The 20170-nt window shown below is 67.2% G+C and carries 18 protein-coding genes; 9 read left to right on the forward strand and 9 right to left on the reverse strand.

Features of this window, described 5'->3' with window-relative positions; all coding sequences use genetic code 11:
* Positions 1 to 296: 296 nt before the first annotated feature.
* On the forward strand, positions 297 to 1271 hold the full coding sequence (locus ACFWUU_RS31760) for a hypothetical protein (RefSeq protein WP_380180980.1): 975 nt from the start codon (positions 297 to 299) through the stop codon (positions 1269 to 1271).
* Here ACFWUU_RS31760 and ACFWUU_RS31765 read toward each other — a convergent pair.
* The 4 genes from ACFWUU_RS31765 to ACFWUU_RS31780 all read right to left on the reverse strand — a co-directional run bounded on the left by ACFWUU_RS31765 (position 1213) and on the right by ACFWUU_RS31780 (position 6040).
* Positions 1213 to 2223 (reverse strand): phosphotransferase, encoded by a 1011-nt coding sequence (locus ACFWUU_RS31765; RefSeq protein ID WP_380180982.1) that lies wholly within the window; start codon positions 2221 to 2223, stop codon positions 1213 to 1215. The genes ACFWUU_RS31760 and ACFWUU_RS31765 overlap by 59 nt on opposite strands.
* 485 nt (positions 2224 to 2708) lie before the next feature.
* Positions 2709 to 3857: a DegT/DnrJ/EryC1/StrS family aminotransferase gene (locus ACFWUU_RS31770; RefSeq protein ID WP_380180985.1), complete on the reverse strand. Its 1149-nt coding sequence runs from the start codon at positions 3855 to 3857 to the stop codon at positions 2709 to 2711.
* On the reverse strand, positions 3839 to 5602 hold the full coding sequence (locus tag ACFWUU_RS31775; RefSeq protein WP_380180987.1) for a hypothetical protein: 1764 nt from the start codon (positions 5600 to 5602) through the stop codon (positions 3839 to 3841). The genes ACFWUU_RS31770 and ACFWUU_RS31775 overlap by 19 nt, the downstream gene beginning before the upstream one ends.
* Positions 5603 to 5671: 69 nt before the next feature.
* Positions 5672 to 6040 carry a cupin domain-containing protein gene (locus ACFWUU_RS31780; protein ID WP_380180990.1) on the reverse strand — a complete coding sequence of 123 codons (369 nt, stop codon included), beginning with the start codon at positions 6038 to 6040 and terminating at the stop codon, positions 5672 to 5674.
* Positions 6041 to 6109: 69 nt separating this feature from the next.
* Between ACFWUU_RS31780 and ACFWUU_RS31785 the strand changes: the two genes are divergently transcribed.
* The gene (locus ACFWUU_RS31785) at positions 6110 to 6331 is read left to right on the forward strand and encodes a hypothetical protein (RefSeq protein ID WP_380180993.1); all 222 of its coding nucleotides are present in this window, start codon (positions 6110 to 6112) and stop codon (positions 6329 to 6331) included.
* Here the strand turns inward: ACFWUU_RS31785 and ACFWUU_RS31790 are convergent, their stop codons facing one another.
* Together ACFWUU_RS31790 and ACFWUU_RS31795 are read right to left on the reverse strand one after the other, a co-directional pair.
* Entirely contained in the window at positions 6332 to 7093 is a 762-nt protein-coding gene (locus ACFWUU_RS31790; RefSeq protein WP_380180995.1) for a S1 family peptidase, read from the reverse strand.
* 3 nt (positions 7094 to 7096) lie between these two features.
* Complete coding sequence (locus ACFWUU_RS31795; RefSeq protein ID WP_380180997.1) at positions 7097 to 7786, reverse strand: DUF4386 domain-containing protein; 690 nt, start codon at positions 7784 to 7786, stop codon at positions 7097 to 7099.
* Between the two features lie 67 nt (positions 7787 to 7853).
* Here ACFWUU_RS31795 and ACFWUU_RS31800 point away from each other — a divergent pair, with 67 nt between their 5' ends.
* The 4 genes from ACFWUU_RS31800 to treZ all read left to right on the forward strand — a co-directional run bounded on the left by ACFWUU_RS31800 (position 7854) and on the right by treZ (position 14827).
* Entirely contained in the window at positions 7854 to 8522 is a 669-nt protein-coding gene (locus tag ACFWUU_RS31800) for a TetR/AcrR family transcriptional regulator (RefSeq protein ID WP_380180999.1), read from the forward strand.
* A 63-nt stretch (positions 8523 to 8585) separates the two neighbouring features.
* Positions 8586 to 10703, forward strand: a complete 2118-nt coding sequence (gene glgX, locus ACFWUU_RS31805) for a glycogen debranching protein GlgX (RefSeq protein WP_137252309.1) — start codon at positions 8586 to 8588, stop codon at positions 10701 to 10703.
* Positions 10700 to 13096, forward strand: a complete 2397-nt coding sequence (gene treY / locus ACFWUU_RS31810; RefSeq protein ID WP_380181001.1) for a malto-oligosyltrehalose synthase — start codon at positions 10700 to 10702, stop codon at positions 13094 to 13096. Before glgX ends, treY begins: the two co-directional genes overlap by 4 nt.
* A 3-nt stretch (positions 13097 to 13099) precedes the next feature.
* Entirely contained in the window at positions 13100 to 14827 is a 1728-nt protein-coding gene (treZ, locus tag ACFWUU_RS31815; protein WP_380181003.1) for a malto-oligosyltrehalose trehalohydrolase, read from the forward strand.
* Positions 14828 to 15303: 476 nt separating this feature from the next.
* Here treZ and ACFWUU_RS31820 read toward each other — a convergent pair whose 3' ends face one another.
* Positions 15304 to 15966 (reverse strand): LuxR C-terminal-related transcriptional regulator, encoded by a 663-nt coding sequence (locus ACFWUU_RS31820; RefSeq protein ID WP_380181005.1) that lies wholly within the window; start codon positions 15964 to 15966, stop codon positions 15304 to 15306.
* 166 nt (positions 15967 to 16132) lie between these two features.
* On the opposite strand from ACFWUU_RS31820, the gene ACFWUU_RS31825 reads away from it, so the two are divergent.
* A complete protein-coding gene (locus ACFWUU_RS31825; protein WP_380181007.1) occupies positions 16133 to 16948 on the forward strand; it encodes an SAM-dependent methyltransferase in 816 nt (271 codons plus the stop codon).
* Between the two features lie 302 nt (positions 16949 to 17250).
* Here the strand turns inward: ACFWUU_RS31825 and ACFWUU_RS31830 are convergent, their stop codons facing one another.
* On the reverse strand, positions 17251 to 18030 hold the full coding sequence (locus ACFWUU_RS31830) for a class I SAM-dependent methyltransferase (RefSeq protein WP_380181009.1): 780 nt from the start codon (positions 18028 to 18030) through the stop codon (positions 17251 to 17253).
* Positions 18031 to 18132: 102 nt separating this feature from the next.
* Between ACFWUU_RS31830 and ACFWUU_RS31835 the strand changes: the two genes are divergently transcribed.
* Together ACFWUU_RS31835 and ACFWUU_RS31840 are read left to right on the forward strand one after the other, a co-directional pair.
* Positions 18133 to 18501: a VOC family protein gene (locus ACFWUU_RS31835; protein WP_380181011.1), complete on the forward strand. Its 369-nt coding sequence runs from the start codon at positions 18133 to 18135 to the stop codon at positions 18499 to 18501.
* 13 nt (positions 18502 to 18514) lie between these two features.
* Complete coding sequence (locus tag ACFWUU_RS31840; protein WP_380181014.1) at positions 18515 to 19348, forward strand: phosphotransferase family protein; 834 nt, start codon at positions 18515 to 18517, stop codon at positions 19346 to 19348.
* On the opposite strand, the gene ACFWUU_RS31845 is transcribed toward ACFWUU_RS31840, so the two are convergent.
* A complete protein-coding gene (locus ACFWUU_RS31845; RefSeq protein WP_380181016.1) occupies positions 19345 to 20151 on the reverse strand; it encodes a phosphotransferase family protein in 807 nt (268 codons plus the stop codon). The genes ACFWUU_RS31840 and ACFWUU_RS31845 overlap by 4 nt on opposite strands.
* Positions 20152 to 20170: the final 19 nt, after the last annotated feature.

Consider the following 20170-nt stretch of genomic DNA (forward strand, 5'->3'; position numbering starts at 1 on the left):
AGTTTCAGGAGCCCGTGATGGATGACGAGATTCAGCTGATCAGTGACGGCGATGGGTTGGCGGTTATTGGGGATCCGGCGGCTGTTGAGCGATTCCTTAGCTCTGAAGGACTGACGTCGAAGGATCTCGGGCTGCCTCGGCTCGGGACTGTCCTCAGCGCCGGGTCCGGAGTGGCTCAGGCGGGTTCCGAGATTGCCGCGAATTCGGGTCGCTGGGTGAAGCTGACGAAAGAGTCCGCGCGGCTTGCCCAGAAACATGGGCTGAGGGAAAGCTCGAAGACGGGGCTCAGGACGGGTGTGCTGAAGGGGAATCACGGGCAGGTCAAAGGAATCGTCGAATTCACGAAGGGTTCGAGAGCGTTTCTGACCAACCCGGCCGTTCTGGCTGGTGCTGCCGGGATCATGGCGCAGCTTGCTATGCAGCAGGCGATGGACGAGATCACCGACTATCTCGCCACGATCGACAAGAAGGTCGACGACGTACTCCGTGCTCAGAAGGACGCTGTGTTCGCGGACCTCATCGGTGTGGACTTTGTGCTTCAGGAGGCCATGACCATCCGGGAGCAGGTCGGCACCGTCTCCGAGGTGACATGGTCGAAGGTGCAGGCCACCTCGCTGACGATCGCGCGAACCCAGGGCTACGCACTGCGCCAACTCGACGCACTCGCGGAGAAGCTGGAGGCCGAGCCCAAGATCGGTGATCTCGCCAAGGCGGCGAAGGAAGCCAGGTCCAAAGTCCAGGAGTGGCTCGCCGTCCTGGCCCGCTGCTTCCAGCTGCAGGACGCGATCGCCGTACTCGAACTCGACCGCGTACTGGGTGCGTCTCCGGACGAACTGGACCGGCATCGCCTCGCCCTCCGGGTCGCGCGCAACAACCGGCTGGATCTCATCTCGCGGAGCACCGAGCGCCTGATGGGGCGCATGGATGCGGCCGCCGGTACGGCGAACACAAAGGTGCTGCTGCATCCCACCTCCGCCCGCGAAGTGGTCGACTCGAGCAACCAGGTCGCGGAGACCGTGGTGGAGTTCCACGCGCTGCTCGGGATCGAGCGCGGTCGGGAGTCGCTGGAGGCGAGAAGGTGGACGGAGGCGGCCACCGAGGTGAGAGACAAGGCATTCGATGCGGGAGCAGACGGCGTCGGTGCTGCCAGGCGCCTCGGCGGCGAGACGTTCGACCTGGCCAAGTCGACGACGGGCAGGTTCTCCAAGGGACTTACGGATCGGGTACGCCGCCGACGTACGGACGACGAGGAATCCGATCAGGAAGGGTGAGCGGGTTCCCGCCGTTAGGCAAGCCGAGGTCGGCAACGCTGGTCGTGAGCCGGCGGAGGTGGTCGAGCTTGGCGGGGAGGCCTTGCAGTAGGTGGGCGATGGCGGCGTCGATCGTCGCGGGGTCGCCCATCCAGCGGGTCGCGGTGGAATCGCCGAGTGAGACGCGGATCTGCTCGGCGAGGATCTGGAGGTGGTTGCGGATCACGCTGAGGAACAGGTCCGGCCCGGCCCATCCGAGCTCGCCGCCGGCTTCGACGTACGCGGTGAGGATCTTGGTGATTTGCTCGGGGTCGTTGGCTCCGAAGATGTACGCGACTCGTGCCGCCTCGAGGGCCGCGCTGTCGGTCCGCACGCTGTCCCAGTCGACGAGGACGGGGCCGGTGGGGGACGTGACGATGTTGTGGGTCTTGAAGTCGCCATGCGTTGTGACGATGTCTGGGGCGATGTCGAGCAGCTCGGTGATGCGCTCGGTCGCGGCGAGGATGTGGGGAAGGCGGTCCGTGCAGAGGCCTGCCCAAGGCGTGTCACGATCCCTGGCCTTGGCGAACCAGCCCTCCCAGGTCTCCGGCGATTGGATCGCCGGCCGCCACCACTCAGGCAGGCCGACGGCGCCGAGCGGCTGCAGTTGATGGACCACCACCATCGTCCGCCCGAGCCAGGCCGAGACGTCTCCGTCGTACGGCCGGTGCTCGATCCATCGGTAGACCCGAAACAGCCGATCCTCGATGCGGGTCAGCCAATCCAGAACCGGATCGATCGGCATGACCGGCTCCGGCATGTCGACGCCGGCCGCGCGGGCGTCGCGCTCGAACGCCATCGCGACCGCCAGTTGGTCGATCAGATGCTCGCCGTTGAACTGGCTGCCGATCGTCGGAAAGTACCCTTTGACGAAATAGGTTCCGGTCGAGGTGTCGAGCCGCCAGGTGTCGGCACCACCCCGCCTGAAATGCACGAGTCTGTCGTTGGGTTCGCCCAAGCCGAACGCGAGGGCGACTTCCTCGGCGGACGGCGTGTACAAGTCCCCTCCAGCTACGGCCGATTCGTCGATGGTTCCAACGACAACCTGCGGTGCATGGTTCCCTGCACGAACACGTTCAAGTAGCTCGCTTCCAGGCGAGGTGCGAACAGAGCTCATCGCAGAAACCCTTTACTGGCAGGGATATCCGCCGAACGATGAGCCCGGGGCGGCGGACGGGGTGCGGGCGTAGTGGTCGCGCCGAGGAGCGGAGCGACGAGTGGCGACCGCGAAGCACGCGCGGGGTGCCCGGCGGTAGTCGCAAGTCCGGCGGCAGCCGGCACGCCCGCGATAGCGGGAAGATCCCGGCGATAGCCGGAAGGGATGCTCCGGCGATGAGCCGGGGGTGGGTGGATAGCCGTGCGGAGTGGTCGCGCCGAGGAGCGGAGCGACGAGAGGCGGCCGCGGAGCACGCGGGGGGCTTACCGCACTGCCTTGGTGATGGTGGTGGCTATGGATTGGGTTTGGGGTTCGGTGCCGAGGAGGTAGGTCTGGGGGAGCCAGATTGTGTCGGTGGAGACGGTGTCGGCGTTGGGGCAGTCGGGGGTTGGGTAGGGCTGGCCTAGTTTGGTTGTGATGGCTTGGGATTCGCGGAGTACGGCGGTGTTTCGGTGGAGGGGGACGTAGCCGGAGGACGCGCGCGTGAGCCCGTCTGCAGCGAGGGCTTCCAGGACCGCATCCCGACGCCCGGGGAGGCGGAGCATGAAGAGGTGGCGGCCGTGGGCGGTGATGGCGGGGTCTTCCGGGGCGAGACGGATGCCGTCGACGTCGCGGAGTAGCTCCGTCAGCAGGCGAGCGTTGCGTTCACGGATCTCCTGCACGGCTGGGTGGCGACGGAGTTGCACCCGGAGGATCGCGGCCTGGAATTCCGTCAGCCGCAAGTTGTAGCCGACCGCCTCATGTTGATACCACCCACCGCCCGGCACCCGACCGACATTGACCAGCGAATACAGCGCACCCGCCAGCCGCTCGTTGTCCGTGAGTACGGCGCCGCCCTCGCCGGCCGTGATGTTCTTGCTGCTCTGGAAGCTGAACGTGCCGAGATCACCGATCGCGCCGACCGGACGACCCTTGTACGCCGCCCCATGCGCCTGCGCCGCGTCCTCAACAACGGTGAGGCCGTGCCGCGCACCAAGTGCAGTGAAGGCGTCCAAGTCCGCAGGCCGACCCGCGAGATGGACGACGATGACCGCCTTCGTCCGCGCGGTGATAGCCGCCTCCGCGGCCACCGGATCGAGCAGATGGGTATCCGGATCCACGTCCGCAAACACCGGAACCGCCCCCACGAACAGCGCCGCCGAAGCAGTCGCGATGAACGTGTACGGCGGCACGATCACCTCGTCGCCGATACCGACCCCCGCGGCCCGCAGCGCCGCCGCGATCGCCAGCGTGCCGTTGCTCAGACAGATCCCATAAGCGGCCTGCTGGTACGCCGCGAACTCCCGCTCGAACGTCGCGACGACATCCCCGCTCGTGCTGCCCCAGTTCCCCGAGTGCAGCACCTCGAGCAGCGCCTTCGCCTCATCGTCGTCGTTCTGCGGCCACTCCGGCATCATGGTCTGATCACCCATCTGTTGTCTCCGGCAACGAGATCTGCGGACAGTTCGACGAAGGTCCGACCGTGCCGGATCACAGTCCGGGCCGATCCGTCGCCCTCTTTGACGATCGGGTCCAAACCACCACCAGGTACGGCGAGCAGCACTGCGGCACCGGAAACCGGCTCAGTCGCCACCGCACAAACCAAAAGCCCGTCCGCCACTGACTCGACCGACAGCGTGACGCCCCGCCGGCTCCGCTCCCACGCGTTGATCCGACCGGCGGTCCACCACGGCATCCCACACCGTCGCGCCTCTGCGGCAAGCTCGATACATGCCGCCCGGGTCGCCGGCCGCTTGTGTAGGTGCGGACCGTGGAACAGGAAATGTGCGACGCCGTGCACAGCCTGCGCTCCGTCGAGGATCACGTCACGCACGGCAGAGTGTCCCGCCCAGGCGAGATCCTGCGTGTGCAACGGCAGATTCAGTACGTCGAACAACCGGTTGCCCTCAGCAACTGGACCCATCGGGTACGAAACATGTGCCGCGCCGAACACGAACCCCACGTCACCCTGCTTGCTCGGCCCACGCGACTCGTCGATCTGGATGCCGAGCCGCTCACACCAGGTGTAGAACTCGGTCCAGCCCTCCCAGCGCGTGTAGTGGTTCTTGTTCGAAATGATCTGCTCGGTCCCGGTGACGGCCTGCGCCCAGGCGTACTGCGCCCGCATCTGCGGCCAGCCCCAGACGGCAAGGTCGGCGTCGCCCATCGCGTTGTAATGCAGGGCATTCTCGTGCCCTGTGGCCGTGATCGCCGTGTGCAGCTCAGCGGAGTACCCGCCGGGGAACACATGACACCAGGTGACCTCAACGTCGGCCTCGGCGAATGCGTCGAGCGCCGCCAGACCTTCTTCCTCTTCGTTGCCGTCGGAGTCGTGCGACATGTGCGCGACGGCGTCGACCCCGGCCGGCCAGTACCCGAGCCAAGGCACCACGGCGCCGGCCTGTTCGGCGCCCCACCACAGGCTCTGCGCGAACAGCGAGCACCACCAGTCGGCCTGCGGCTGATCGAAGATCGGTACGGCGCTCGGCGGCGGGTACGTGTGTTCGAACGGCTCGACCAAGTCCGGCTCGCCCGGCGGCATGGCCCGGTCCCGCTCGAAGCTGAGCGTCATCCCGTCCTCGCACTTGAGGACGCCGTCGTCGATCGGCGCGGTACCGTCCGCGGCCGGCTCGCCGTCGGCGGTCACGACGTACCCCTGCTGGATGCGGACGATGCTCTGCCAGAGGTCGACGCCGTACGTCAGCACAGCACCCGCATCGAGCCGGCGCAGCGTGATCGCGGCCGCGCCCGAGGACTCCCACTGCGCGAGCACCTCGACATCCGTGCCCGTGAGTTGACTCCCGCCGACCGCGTGCAAGGCAACAGGTGGCCGCGACGACCACACAGCGCTTTCCGCCACGACAACGTGATCCTCCGGCACCAGGCCGTCTGCCGATACCCCTGCAAGTGCTGACAGCGGACCGGGATCGCCCACCAGGATCGCCACGCCGCCGTCACGCACCCATTGCTCGAGCCCAGGGTCGGCCTCAGCTGTGGTCGCGAAGACCAGGACGCCGTCCGCAACACCAGCTTCGGACAGAGGGATCGTCCGGTTCGGCAGGCGTAAATGCCCGAGCACCTCGGCCAGATAGACCCACCAGGCGTCCTGACCCGCCTGATGGGCGCGCTCCGTCGCCACCTGGTTGTCGATCACCGCGACCGCATGACGTTCTGGCACGCGGCCAACCCTGCCGTACCCCTCTACCTTCGGCAAGACCTAAATATCAGTTATGGACGCCCGTAATAACTACCGAGGAGGTTCGACGTTGACGGTCGGGATGCCGCCGCCGGCTCGGGCGATGATCGCGAGGGACGGGTCCGAGCTGGGGTTGCTTTCCCGGTGGATGGTGAACGCGGGGACGTGGACGAAGTCGCCGGCTACCGCGTCGAGGTATTCGTCAGTGCCTTCGAACTCCAGCCGGAGTACGCCGCGGACGATGTAGAGGCTGCTCTCGTTCTTGTCGTGGTGGTGCCAGCCGGAGATCGCGCCCGGCTCGGTGATCACCTGGCCGGACCACAGAATCGGCAGCTCGAACGCCCGCATCCGAAGCATCCCGGACGTCGGGTCGGCGGCGACCAGATCGCCGGCCTTGATCACGCGAACAGGTTCAGCCATAGCGTCAGTCTCCCTCCGCGGCGCTCCGTAGGAAACGCCGGTCGGTGTGGACCGACGTAGGCTGCGGAGATGGCAAGCATCGTGTTGCGCGTTCGGCTCATCAGCGGTGACCAGCTCGATGTCACCTACGAGGAGTCCGGTGCGACGGACGACGACGTGGTGGATCGCGCCGTCGCGGCTCTCGCGGGCAACACCGGCATGCTCCGATGCAGACACGGTGACCGGCTGCTCGTGCTGTACGCGCGGGGCGTCGCCGGCCTGGAGATCGCGCCGCGGGGCGCGGTGCTGTAGTTAGCGAGCCAGCTGCGGCGCGAGTGTCTTGGCGACGGCCGCGGTCTCGGCGTACACGCCGGGCTTGCCGGGCTGGGCGCAGCCCTGACCCCACGACACGACACCGAGCAGTCGGCCGTTCAGTACCAGCGGACCGCCGGAATCGCCTTGGCAGGCGTCGATCCCGCCGTTGAGGTACCCGGCGCAGACGTTGGTCGCGGCGGCATACCCGTTGGTGACGTAGCTCTTGACCGCCAGGCATGTCTTGTCCCCGAGGTCCGGCACCGCCGCCTTCTGCAGCGTGTCGTCGAGCCCGGTCCCTTCCGTGTCACCCCACCCGTAGACCGTCGGTACGGCGCCCTTGCGATCCGCCCGCGCCCGCGTCTCCAGCGGCAACACCGGCACTCCGACGAACGGCTTCGCCAAGGTCAGTACGGCGAAGTCGTAGCGGTTGTCCTTGGTGTTGTACCCGGGATGGATCCACACCTTGCTGATCGCCGATGCCTGCCCGACCGAGCCGTCCGCGAGATTCGCCCGCCCCTGCACGGCGTAGTACGTCGAGATGTCCTCGTCCATGCAGTGCGCTGCCGTGACGATCTTGTTCGGCTTCACGAGTACGGCGCCGCAGTACCGCTCGGTCGATGACGCGGACTGGGTGTTGTTCAGCGCGATCGCCCACGGAGCCTCGGTCGCGCTCGCCAGCGTCCCGCCGACGACGACCGGTTTCGCACCGGCTGTGACGGCCAGCAGAACCCCGACAACAAGTGCAGCCCGCTTCAACATTCACTACTCCACGTGAGACAACGATCGCTGCAAGTAAACTCCCACGCCGAGCAGGATCGTCCACAGCCCCCACGCCGTACTGCCGATGAGTCCGGCCGCATCCCACACCGGGAAGCCGGGGATCGCGGTCGCGAGCACATCCCCCTGGTTGGCCAGATAGAGCAGACTCGCGACCAGCCCCACCCAGCCGATCCACCGCGGCAGCACCGCCGACCGCAGTACAAGCAGACTGACGAGGATGCTCCACGCGATCGCGAGCACCTGCCCCAGATGCTCACCCAGCAACGCCCCGCCGTACTGATGCTGCGCGGTCCACGCGGCCGCCGCGGCGCTGTCCCCGTCCACATACGCGTGAGCCAACGGTGGTACGACGAAAACCCAGCGCAGGAAGCCGATCAGCGACAGCAGCACCGACACGGCCCCCAGTGCGGTCGCCACCCGCAGCAGCGTCGAGTCCGTGCGTTTGATTGCCTGCGGCAACATCAGGATCGGGATCGCCAGCAGCCCGTACGTCCAGGCGGTGGCGAACCAGGTCCAGGTCAGCCCGGCGCCGCCGTCGACGTACGACCTCAGGACCTTGTCGGCCGGCTCCCGCAGGATGTCCGGCCAGTCGAACGTCGCGGACAGCACGCTCGCGGCGACGGCGAAGCTCGCGGCGGAGATGACGAACAGGATTCCAGTAGTACGGCGCATGGCCCCTCCCAAGAAATTGTACGGTGTACAGAGATAGTGTGCACGTAATTCTGTACGCTGTCCAGAGATGGCTACGAGAGGGCGGCCCGGGCCGCGACGAACCCTGACCGAGGACGAGCTCCTGACCGCCGCGCTCCAGCTCCTGGACGAGGGCGGCCAGGCGTCGATCCGTGGCATCGCGGCGAAGGTCGGCGTCGCGCCGAATGCCGTCTACACGTACTTCCCTGACAAGTCAGCCGTCGTCGCGGCGCTGGTCGAGAAACTGCTCGGCGACGCCGACAGCGGCGGCTTCGCCGACGAGACCCTGCCCTGGCGGGACCGGATCGAGGCGCTCGCCCTCGACGTCCGCACGAACCTGGTCGCACATCCCGGCGCCGGCGCGCTGCTGATGAGCGGTCCGATGGACGGTCCGCGTACGACGGCCCTCAACGAGCGGCTGCTCGGTCTCCTCATCGACGCGGGTATCGACCCGGTCGAGGCGGCGCGTTCGACGTACCTGCTGATCGTTTACGTCCTCGGATCGATCGCGCTCGAGGTCTCGGACGAGACCGATCCGGGTCCGCTTCCGTCCGAAGATGTCCGTGTCGCGCGCCGTCGCGCCACCTACGAGCAGATCCCCGCCGCGGTCTTCCCGCGCTCCGCCGCAGCCGTCCCCACCATGGCTCGATTTGTCACCACCGAGCAGTACCTGTGGGGTCTGCACCGCATCCTCGACGGCATCACGCGCGACGAGTGAACACTCGCACTCAAAACTCCTACCGATGAGGTCTCCAACGTCGGAGGTGGCTACTGTCGTCAGGTGCAGAAATGGCCAGGTCGTCCTTATCCTCTCGGTGCCACGTACGACGGCGCCGGGACGAACTTCGCGCTGTTCTCGGAGGTTGCCGAACGAGTGGATCTGGCGCTGGTCGCTGACGACGGTGCCGAGCAGCTGGTGCAGCTGACCGAGGTGGACGGTTTCGTGCACCACGCGTACCTGCCGGGGGTGCAGCCCGGGCAGCGGTACGGCTTCCGGGTGCACGGCCCGTACAACCCGGCCGAAGGTCACCGGTGCAACCCGTCCAAGCTCCTGCTGGACCCGTACGCGAAGGCGATCGACGGACAGATCGACGGGGACGAATCGTTGTTCAGTTACCGGTTCGCCAAGCCCGACGAGCTGAACACGATGGACAACCGCGAGCACACCATGCTCTCGGTGGTCACCAACCCGTTCTTCGACTGGAGCAACGACCGCCCGCCGGGCCATGCGTACCACGAGACCGTCATCTACGAGGCGCACGTCAAGGGCCTCACCAAGACGCACCCCGGTCTGCCGGAGAACATCCGCGGCACGTACGCCGGTATCGGGCACCCGGCAACCATCGAGCACCTCAAGGAACTCGGGGTGTCGGCGATCGAGCTGATGCCGGTCCACCAGTTCGCCCAGGACGGCCACCTGCAGGAGCTCGGCCTGTCGAACTACTGGGGCTACAACACGATCGGCTTCTTCGCGCCGAACAACGCCTACTCGTCCACCGGCACCCGCGGGCAGCAGGTGACCGAGTTCAAGGCGATGGTGAAGGCGCTGCACGAGGCGGATATCGAGGTCATCCTCGACGTGGTCTACAACCACACCGCCGAGGGGAACGAGTACGGTCCGACCTTGTCGTTCAAGGGCATCGACAACGAGGCGTACTACCGGCTGGTCGATGAGGACAAGCGGCACTACTACGACACCACCGGCACCGGCAACAGCCTGCTGATGCGGCACCCGCACGTGCTGCAGCTGATCATGGACTCGCTGCGTTACTGGGTCACCGAGATGCATGTCGACGGTTTCCGCTTCGACCTGGCGGCCACCCTGGCCCGCCAGTTCCACGAGGTCGACCGGCTGTCGGCGTTCTTCGACCTGGTCCAGCAGGACCCGGTGGTGAGTCAGGTGAAGCTGATCGCCGAGCCGTGGGACGTCGGTGACGGCGGCTACCAGGTGGGCAACTTCCCGCCGCTGTGGACCGAGTGGAACGGGAAGTTCCGCGACACCGTGCGGGACTTCTGGCGTGGTGAGCAGTACACGCTCGCCGAGTTCGCCTCCCGGCTGACCGGCTCGTCGGACCTGTACCAGGACGACAGCCGCCGGCCGCTGGCGAGCATCAACTTCATCACCGCCCATGACGGCTTCACGCTGCGCGACCTGGTCTCGTACAACGACAAGCACAACGACGCGAACGGCGAGGGCGGCAAGGACGGCGAGAGCCACAACCGCTCCTGGAACTGCGGCGTCGAGGGCCCGACCGACGACCCCGAAGTACTGCGACTGCGCGCCAACCAGCAGCGCAACTTCCTCACCACGTTGCTGATCTCACAGGGCGTGCCGATGATCGCCCACGGCGACGAGCTCGGCCGGACGCAGTTGGGCAACAACAACGTGTACTGCCAGGACAACGAGCTCGCCTGGGTCGACTGGGAGCTGACCGAGCCGCAGAAGCATCTGCTGGAGTTCACTCGCTCCGTAGTCCGGTTGCGCAACAACCATCCGGTGCTGCGCCGGCGCCGGTTCTTCCACGGCGACACCGGCGTCGACGGCCTCGGTGACCTGGTCTGGTTCACGCCCAAGGGCACCGAGATGCAGAACGGCGACTGGCAGCAGAACGACGCCCGCGCGATCGCGGTCTTCCTCAACGGCGATGCGATCTCCGAGCCGGACCCACGCGGCGAGCCGGTGGTCGACGACTCGTTCCTGGTGCTGATGAACAGCAACTACGAGCCGGTTGACTTCCTGCTACCACCGGAGGAGTACGGCGAGAGCTGGACAGTCGCTGTGGACACCACGAGTGCCACTGGCGGGGCGAGTGACGAGCCATATGTCGCCGGCAACACCATCCAGTTGGAAGCCCGCAGCACGCTCGTACTCACCCGCCCGAGGCAGGCTGCCGGATGAGGGGGGTCCCGCAGGCCACCTACCGGTTCCAGCTCCGCGCGGAGTTCGGCTTCGACGCCGCCGCCGCGGTAGTCCCGTACCTGCAGAGCCTCGGGATCTCCCACGCCTACCTGTCCCCGATTCTCCAGGCCGCGCCCGGTTCCACCCACGGGTACGACGTGGTGGACCACAGCCGGCTGTCCGAGCCGATGGGTGGACTGCCGGCGTTCGAGCGGCTGTCGGCGCGGTTGGCCGAGAGCCGCATGGGTGCGATCGCGGACGTCGTACCCAACCATGTCGCCGTACCGACACCGGCCAGCTTGAACAAGGCGCTCTGGTCCGTACTGCGGCTCGGTCCGGGCTCGCAGTACGCGGAGTGGTTCGACGTGGACTGGGGCTCGGGTAATCAGCCACTGTTGATGGCGGTGCTCGGTCAGCGGATCGGCAAGGTGCTGGCCGACGGCGAGCTGTCCGTGGACAACGGCGTACTCCGGTACTACGAACACGAGTACCCGCTTCGCCCGGGGACCGAGGACCTGCCGATCGCCGCACTGGTGACGGAGCAGTGGTACCGCCTCGCGCACTGGCGGGTCGCCGACGAGGAGCTGAACTACCGGCGCTTCTTCGACGTCGACACCCTCGCTGCGATCCGGCAAGAAACACAGGAGGTCTTCGACGCGACCCACCAGCTCCTGCTGGCGCTGCTGAACGACGGCAAGCTGAACGGCTTCCGCATCGATCACCCGGACGGACTAGCCGACCCGCGTGGCTACCTGCGCCGACTGGCCGAGCGGACCGGCGGTGCGTGGGTTGTAGTGGAGAAGATCCTCGAGGGCGACGAAGAGCTGCCCACCGACTGGCCCTGCGCCGGCACGACTGGGTACGACGCTCTCCTGCGCGTCGGCGGTCTGTTCGTCGACCCGTCCGGTGCCGCACCGCTCGCGGCGCTGCACTCCGAGCTCACCGGGGCTCCAGCCGACTTCGGGCCGGTCGTGGAGGAGGCGAAGCGCGAGATCGTCCAGCACGGGCAGTACGCCGAGGTGCATCGTCTCGTCGAGCTACTCGCGCGCATCTGCCAGGACGACGTACGACTGCGTGACCACACCAGGCGGGCGTTCCACGAGGTCGTAGCTGAGCTGCTCGTCCACTTCGACGTCTACCGCGCGTACGTCGTACCAGGGGAGGAGCCGTCGCCGACAGCGGTGGCCGCGCTGGAGCGGGCGGCGGAGAAGGCGCGGGCGAACCTCGACGAGGACCGGCAGGCCACGCTGGGCGTCGTCCTGCATCTGCTGCTTGGTCGCGAGACCAGCACGATCGACGAGCGGGCGCGGGCCGAGCTGATCGTGCGCTTCCAGCAGACCTGCGGTCCGGTGATGGCAAAGGGCGTTGAGGACACCGCGTTCTACCGCTGGTTCCGGTTGACGTCGCTGAACGAGGTCGGTGGGGATCCGGAGCACTTCGGTGTCACGCCGGAGGAGTTCCACGCGTACGCAACCCAGCTGAACAAGCACTGGCCCAAGACGATGACCACGCTGTCGACTCACGACACCAAGCGATCCGAGGACGTGCGTGCTCGACTCGGTGTGCTGTCGGAGCAGCCCGCCGCGTGGTCCGAGGCGGTCCGCGAATGGCGTCGGCTGTCGGAGGATCACCGCAATCCGTTGCTGGACGGCAGTGCGGAGTACCTCTTCTGGCAGACGCTCTTCGGCACCTGGGACGACGGACCGCTCGCCGAGGACCGCCTGCAGGCCTATCTGCTCAAGGCGATCCGCGAGGCCAAGCGCACCACGTCCTGGACCTCACCGGACGAGGAGTACGAGCAGACGGTCGCTGCCTTCGTCACCGCAGTCCTGCACGACGACAACGTCCTCGACTCGGTACGCCGCTTTGCCGACGACCAGACCGGCTACGTCAGAGCAGCCACGCTGGGGCAGAAGCTGGTGCAGCTGACGATGCCCGGCGTACCGGATGTCTACCAGGGCACCGAGTTGGTGGACCTCTCCCTGGTCGACCCGGACAACCGGCGGCCGGTGGACTACGAGCGGCGTATCGCTCGGCTGCAGCATCTGGACGGCGGTGGCAAGCCGGAGGACCTGTCCGACGAGAAGCTGCTGATCACGTCACGTGCACTCCGCATCCGGCGTCAGTACCCGCAGGCCTTTGCCGGCAGCTACGCACCGCTGCCGACGTCCAACGGACATGCGGTTGCCTTCGCCCGTGGCGATGCGGTCATCACCGTGGCGACCAGACTGCCCGCTGCACTGCAGCGCCTAGGTGGCTGGGGTGACAGCGCGGTAGTACTGCCGAGTGGGCAGTGGAAGAACGTGTTGACCGGTCGCGAGGTCGGTAGTGGTGCTGCCAGGATCGAGGACCTGCTGACAGATCTGCCAGTGGCCCTGCTGGTCAGGAGCTGACACATGCACACCTTTCGTGTCTGGGTGCCGGAGGCAACCAACGTCGACCTGGTACTGCGGGACGGCGTGCTCCCGATGCGCTGGAGCACCGACGGCTGGTGGGAGCGGCACGTCGTCGAGGCGCACCACGGCACCGACTACGCGTACTCCGTCGACGGCAGCGACCCGATGCCCGATCCGCGCAGCCCCTGGCAGCCGGACGGCGTCCACGGGTTCAGCCGGGTGTTCGAGCCGGACCGGTTCGAGTGGAGCGACGACAACTGGACCGGTCGCGACGTACGCGGATCGGTCTTCTACGAGCTGCACCTGGGCACCTTCACCGCAGGCGGCACACTGGACGCGGCCGCCGAGCACCTGGACTACCTGGCTGTGCTGGGCGTTGAGGTGGTCTCGCTGCTACCGGTCGCCGCGTTCCCCGGCGTACAAGGCTGGGGGTACGACGGCGTGGACCTCTACGCCGTCCATGAGCCGTACGGCGGACCGGAGGCACTGCAGCGGTTCGTCGACCGGTGTCATGAGGCCGGACTGGCCGTTTGTCTCGACGTCGTCTACAACCACCTCGGTCCGAGCGGGAACTACCTCGCCAGCTTCGGTCCGTACTTCACCAACCGCCACTCCACCCCCTGGGGTCCAGCGGTCAACCTGGACGACACAGGCAGCGCAGAGGTACGCCGGTGGATCTGCGACAACGCACTGCGCTGGTTCCGCGACTTCCACGTCGACGCGCTGCGGCTGGACGCCGTACACGCGCTGGTCGACGACAGCCCGACACATCTGCTGCAGCAGCTGTCAGAGGAGACCGCAGAGCTCTCCCGTGAACTTGGGCGGCCGCTTGGGCTGGTAGCCGAGTCCGACCTCAACGATCCGCGCACCGTCGAGCCGGTGTCCACGGGTGGGATGGGTATGACCGCGCAGTGGAGTGATGACTTCCACCATGCGCTGCATTCCTTGCTGACCGGCGAGCGCTTCGGGTACTACGTGGACTTCGGCGACCCTGCTGTGTTCGCGAAGACGCTGACGCGGGTCTTCATGCACGACGGGACGTACTCGACGTTCCGCGGCAAGATCTGGGGTCGTCCGGTCGATCCGCGGAAGGAACACGGCGGCCAGTTCCTCGTCTACACGTCGAACCACGACCAGATCGGCAACCGGGCTCTCGGCGACCGGCCTGCGCTGACGCCGGGGCAGCTCGCGATCGGTGCCGCGCTGGTACTGACGTCGCCGTACACGCCGATGCTGTTCATGGGTGAGGAGTGGGGCGCCTCGACGCCGTGGCGGTTCTTCACCGACTTCGGCGAGCCGGAGCTGGCCGACGCGGTCCGGACCGGGCGGCGGCGGGAGTTCGCGGACTTCGGGTGGACCGCCGACGAGATTCCGGACCCGCAGGATCCGCAGACCTGGCGGAGCTCCGTGCTCGACTGGTCGGAGCCGGACGAGTCGCCGCATCACGAGCTGCTGACCTGGTACCGGCACCTGCTCACGTTCCGGGCGCGGATGCCGGAGCTTCGCGATGACCGGCTCGAGTCCGTCGGGATCTCGTTCGACCCGGCCGGGAGCTGGCTGGTGGTGACGCGCGGCAGCCTGCGGGTGGTGGCGAATCTGGCCGCGGAGGACGGGATCGTGCCGGTCGACGGGCCCCCGGAGTACCTGGTGATGGCGTTCGGCAGGGCCGAGCTGGCCGATGCCGGACTGTGGTTGCCCGGTCACGGCGTCGCGATCGTCTCCGTCTGAGACTTTCCAACGCTGCACATTTGTGGGGCAAACCAACACAAGCAGGCGTTCAAGCGTGTTGATCGATGGTGATTTCTGGAATCGCTTGTCTGTCGGGGTTGTCGTGACGGACTGTTGATGGGCCAGCAGGGGACGGGGGGTTTTAGGGAGGCCGGATGACTGTCGGAGGAGTCGACACTTACTACGATTACGAAGAAAAGCAGTGGAAGAGCCGGAGGCTGGGCGGCGGACCGATCCGTCGCGGCCCGGTGTGCCCGGCCCCACGTACTGCGGACCACGCGGTGCACGAAACCAAACCGGACCGACGCCGCGACCACGAAGCACCGAAACACACACTGAACTGACAACTCCGGTGGCAGGGCCCGCCAGACCAGGTCACCGTTTCTGCACAGCCCGATGAGCGGCCGTCGTCCGCGAGTCCGACGGCCGTTTCGGCATGCCTGCTGACGCCGGGGGGTCGGGTCGCGTTGGTTCCTTCACCCGGTGGCGGTCAGCCCGTCGTCGACCGGCAGCCAGCCGCGGTCCGCGGCTTTGACGCCGGCCTGGAAACGGCTGCGGGCGCCGAGGCGGTTCATGACCCGGGCCACGATCCGCCGTGTCGTCCGGACCGAGATGTCGAGGTGTGCCGCGACCAGTTCGTCGGTCGCGCCGAGGGCGAGCAGCCGGAGCATCTCCTGCTCACGCACCGACAGGTCCGCCCGGTCCGGCAGCTCCGGGCCGGCCAGCGGTACGGCGTCCGGCCAGATCCGCTCGAACAGCTCCAGCGCTGTCGTCACCACGCTGGTCAGCCGCAGTACTGCGACGTTGCCGTTGCCGGTGTCGGCAGGCAGAACGACCACCGAGCCGTCGACGACGATCATGTCCATCGGCACCCGCGGGATCGTGCGGACCGCGACTCCGGCCAGCGACAGCGCGCCGAGGTGCCGGCCGAGGGCGGGCGTCGTACGGGCCCGGTCCGGGTGGATTGCTCGGTAGCGCACTCCGCGCCTGACCTCGCGCGGGTTGACTGCGGGTGCGGCCGGGGTGAGCGTGCTCATCGCGACCACCTCGTTCTGGGCGGATGCGAGCAGCTCGGCGATTCCGCCGTACGCGGGTTTCTGTGCGCCGGGGACCGGTACCAGGGAGAGCTGACCATTCATGGCACCCACGATCGCGGTGGGCGATGACATAACGATGACATCGCCGGACGGACCGGGGTTCGGCGGTGGTACGGCGTCGGTCGAACGTGACAGGCCGGGGTCCGGAGCGGTGTGGTTTCCGCGTCGCATAGAGTGACAGCTGTCTCGAGAGGAAGGATTCCGCGCGATGGCTGACGCAAACGAGCAGGTGGGTTCGGCGTACCCGTTCGACACCAGTAAGCCGAGCATCGCCCGGACGTACGACTACTTGCTCGGGGGCAAGGACAACTTCGCGGTGGACCGCGCGTTCGGGGACCGGTTCATCAACGAACTGCCCGGCTCGCGGATGATCGCGTACGACAACCGCGGCGCGCTGATCCGGGCGGTCCAGGAGATCGTCACGAACACGCCGGTCCGGCAGTTCATCGACCTCGGCAGCGGACTGCCGACGGCCGACAACGTGCACCAGGTCGCCCAGCGGTACGCACCGGACGCGAAGGTCGTGTACGTCGACAACGACCCGATCGTGCTCGCCCACGGGCGCGCGCTGCTCGCGGAGAACGACAACACCACCGTCATCCAGGCCGACCTGCGCGAGCCGAAGGCGATCCTCGAGCACCCCGACACCGTGCGGCTGATCGACTTCGGCAACCCCGTCGGCGTGATCTTCAGCGCCACCCTGCACCACGTGAACGACGACGAGGACCCGGCCGCCATCGTCCGCTTCTGGCGCGACCACATCGCCTCCGGCAGCCACGTCTTCATCAGCCACTTCCGCAGCGAGAACGACCCCCGCAGCCAAGAACTCGAGACCGTTCTCCAGGGTTCACTGGGCCGCGGCCGCTGGCGCACGGACGACCAGATCCTCGCCCTCTTCGGCGACGGCTTCACGGTGCTGGACCCCGGCATCGTCCCCGCCTCCGAATGGCGCAACGACGACACCCCCGAAGACCCCAACGACTACCAACGCCTGATCGCCGCAGTACTCGCCCGCAAGAACTAGGTACTGCTGGTGAGGGCTGGAGTCAGCCCATCGCGGTGCTACGCGCGGCTCGTTCCTCGCCGTGCTACGCGCCGCCCCACCCACCCTCCGGCTACCGCCGGCGCATCCCTTCCGGCTGTCGCCGGGCTTGCGGGCTGCCGCCCGCGTGTTGCGCGCTGTCGCGCGGTCGACCGCACCGTGGTGGGGCGTGCTGCGGATAGGTCAGCTGGATGTGGTGTTGTGCGACCGCGCGGTGTTACGCACGGCTCCTACCCACCTCCGGCTACTGGCGGCGCACGGTTGGCGCGGTAGCCCCGTGTTTCTTAGGGTTTGACGGCGCGGGTGGCGAAGTAGCCTGGGAGCCAGCCGGCGGTGGCGTCGGCGTGGTGGGGGGCTTCGTCGAAGGCGGTGATTATGAAGCCGGCGGCGAGTTGGCCACCGAGTTGCTCGGCCATCGTGTGGCTGTACTCCAGTGGCGCATTGGCTCCCCACAGGCGCTCCCGCTCCTCGGCCGGGACGTGGGTCAGGTCGCTGTACGGCAGGCGGTGGCGGACGATCAGTTCGCCGCGGGTGTCCATGGCCTCGTTGTCGAACAGGTATACGTCAGGGTTGAGGAAGCCGCACAGCAGCGTGCCGCCCGGTCGCAGTACGCGGAAGCACTCGCGCCACACGGGTGCGAGCTCGGGCACGAACAGGTTCGACACCGGGTTGAAGACGAGGTCGAACGAGGCGTCGCCGAACTCCGACAAATCACCCATGTCGCCCAGCACCGTGCGCAGCTCCAGACCCTCGCGCTCCGCGACCAGCTGATCCTGCGCGAGCTGACGCGGCGAGTTGTCGAAGACCGTGACGCGCGCGCCGGCCGCAGCGAGAGTTGGGCCTTGCTGCCCACCGCCCGAGGCCAGGCCGAGAATGTCCACATCGGACAGGTCCGCGGGGAACCACGACCGGTCGACCGGCTTGTACCCGATGAGCACGACGGACCAGTCACCGGCGCGTGCCCGTGCGACGGTCTCGGGAGTGATCGGGCGCGACCACTCGTTGCCGCTCTCGACCTGAAGGTCCCACGCCGCACGGTTGTGCGCTACCGGATCAATGCTCACGCGCTTACGGTAGCGCCCCGCTCCAGTCAATAAACCGCAGGCGTTCGCGGTCGTGAGCGTTCATGATGTTCAGAAGGCCCGCGCGGGTCGGCGAGGAGATTCATGCGTAGTGCGATCTTGAACGTCACCTTCGACTGTGGCGATTCCGCAGCGGTCGCGCGGTTCTGGAGTGCGGTGACGCGGTGGCCGGCCGAGAAGGTCGAGATGCCGGGGAATCCGTTCTGGGTGGTGGCTGACCCGGAGCGGGACGGGCCGCAGCTGGTGTTCGTCGAGGTGCCCGAGCCGAAGGGCGGGAAGAACCGGGTCCACCTCGATCTCCTGCCGCAGGGCGGTTCGCAGGATGACGAGCTCGCCCGGTTGCAGGCGCTCGGTGCGGTGGTCGTCGACGATCGTCGTACGGCGGAACCCGGCGGCTGGATCATGATGGCCGATCCCGAAGGCAACGAATTCTGTCTCGAACCCAACGACTGATCGAAGGAGAACCGTGGAGGCGTCTGAAGCTGCGCGAGCGACGGATACGGCGAAATGGATCGCCGCGTCCAACGGCCTGGTGGTTGAGGAGGCGGTAGTACTCCACAACTCGAACAAGCTGGCGCTGCGGCTGTTGCCTTGTGACGTGATGGCGCGGGTGGCGCCCGTCCACGAGCAGAATGCACAGTTCGAGGTCGACATCGCTCAGCAGTTGGTCGAGTTCGGTAGTCCGATGGCAGCGCTGGAGCCTCGCGTGGAGCCGCGGGTCTATGAACGCGACGGCTTCGTCGTCACGCTGTGGACGTACTACGAATCCGTGGCAGGTGAGCTGATTCCTGGCGAGTACGCCGACGCACTCGAGCGGCTGCACGCGGGCATGCGCAAGATCGACATCCCGTCGCCGCACTACACCGATCGGATCGCGGAAGCTCAGGAACTCGTGGCGAACCGCGAAAGTACTCCGGAGCTCGCCGACGCAGGCCGGGATCTTCTCGACAACGCCCTGCGATACCTGCGACGTACGATCGCCGACCACCACGCGGCCGAGCAACTGCTGCACGGCGAACCGCACCCGGGCAATCTGCTCAACACGAAGCAGGGCCCGCTCTTCATCGACCTCGAGACGTGCTGCCGCGGCCCGGTCGAATTCGATCTCGCCCACGCACCCGAGGAAGTCACCGCGCACTACCCGGACGCCGATCAGGACCTGGTCGACGTCTGCCGCATCCTCGTGCTCGCGATGGTCACCACCTGGCGGTGGGACCGAGCCGACCAGTTCCCCAACGGCCGCCAACTAGGCCTCGACGGCCTCGACGAGCTGCGAGAAGCGCTCGACGGAGTCCTTTAGAGCTGGCTGAGAGCTGCCCGCAGGAAGGCGTCGCGTCTTGCGGTGGCCTCTGGGTTGTAAAGGGTCGTTGGGGTGTTGAGGGCGGCGACTGCGTCCCAGTACGGGATGTCTGTGGCTGGCCTGCCGGAGGCTGACTCCCAGGCTTCCACGATGTGCGGGGCTGTTGCGCCGTACGCGATGGCTATCTGTTTGCGGAGTTCGCCGAGGTCTACGCCGGGGTTGCCGACGCCGGCTGTTTTCCAGTCGATCAGGGTGCAGGTGCTGGTCAGGTTGCCTGGCCAGACATCGCCGTGGACGAAGACGGTTTCGCCTTGCGGCTGGGGGAGGCTCCGGATCAGCTCGTCTGCTTGTCTGAGGAGTGGCGTCGTCGGCAGGTTGCCCAGGCGCCGGTCCCTGGCGAAGTCGTCGACCGCAATCGGGCGTATCCGGAGCGGCAGGTGAGGGCTGGGCTCCAGCCGGATCGCATGGACTCGCGCGAGTGCAGCATCGGCAGCGCGCAGCCTCGCGACGGGCAACGTGCGCGGCCAGGTCGTGTTGCCTGAGGCAACAGTCTCTAGGGTCACGCAACGGTCGAGGTCCTTCGCAACAAGCCGAGGAGCCCACACCCCATGTACTTCGGCAACCTCGAGTGCAGCCGCACCCGTAGCAATCAAAGCCGCATCGATGCGCGGCGTGAGCGAACGCAGTACGAAATGCCGTTCACGACCACGTACGTCGACGCCGACCCGCCAAGGTCCTTGGTCGTCGTGCAACGCCTGCACCGACCTGATCGCGCCACCGATCGAATCGGCGACCCATTCCAACGTCCGCTCGGTCGGCTCC

The sequence above is a fragment of the Kribbella sp. NPDC058693 genome, assembly GCF_042715335.1.
In the GTDB taxonomy this organism is placed as follows: Bacteria; Actinomycetota; Actinomycetes; order Propionibacteriales; family Kribbellaceae; genus Kribbella; species Kribbella jiaozuonensis.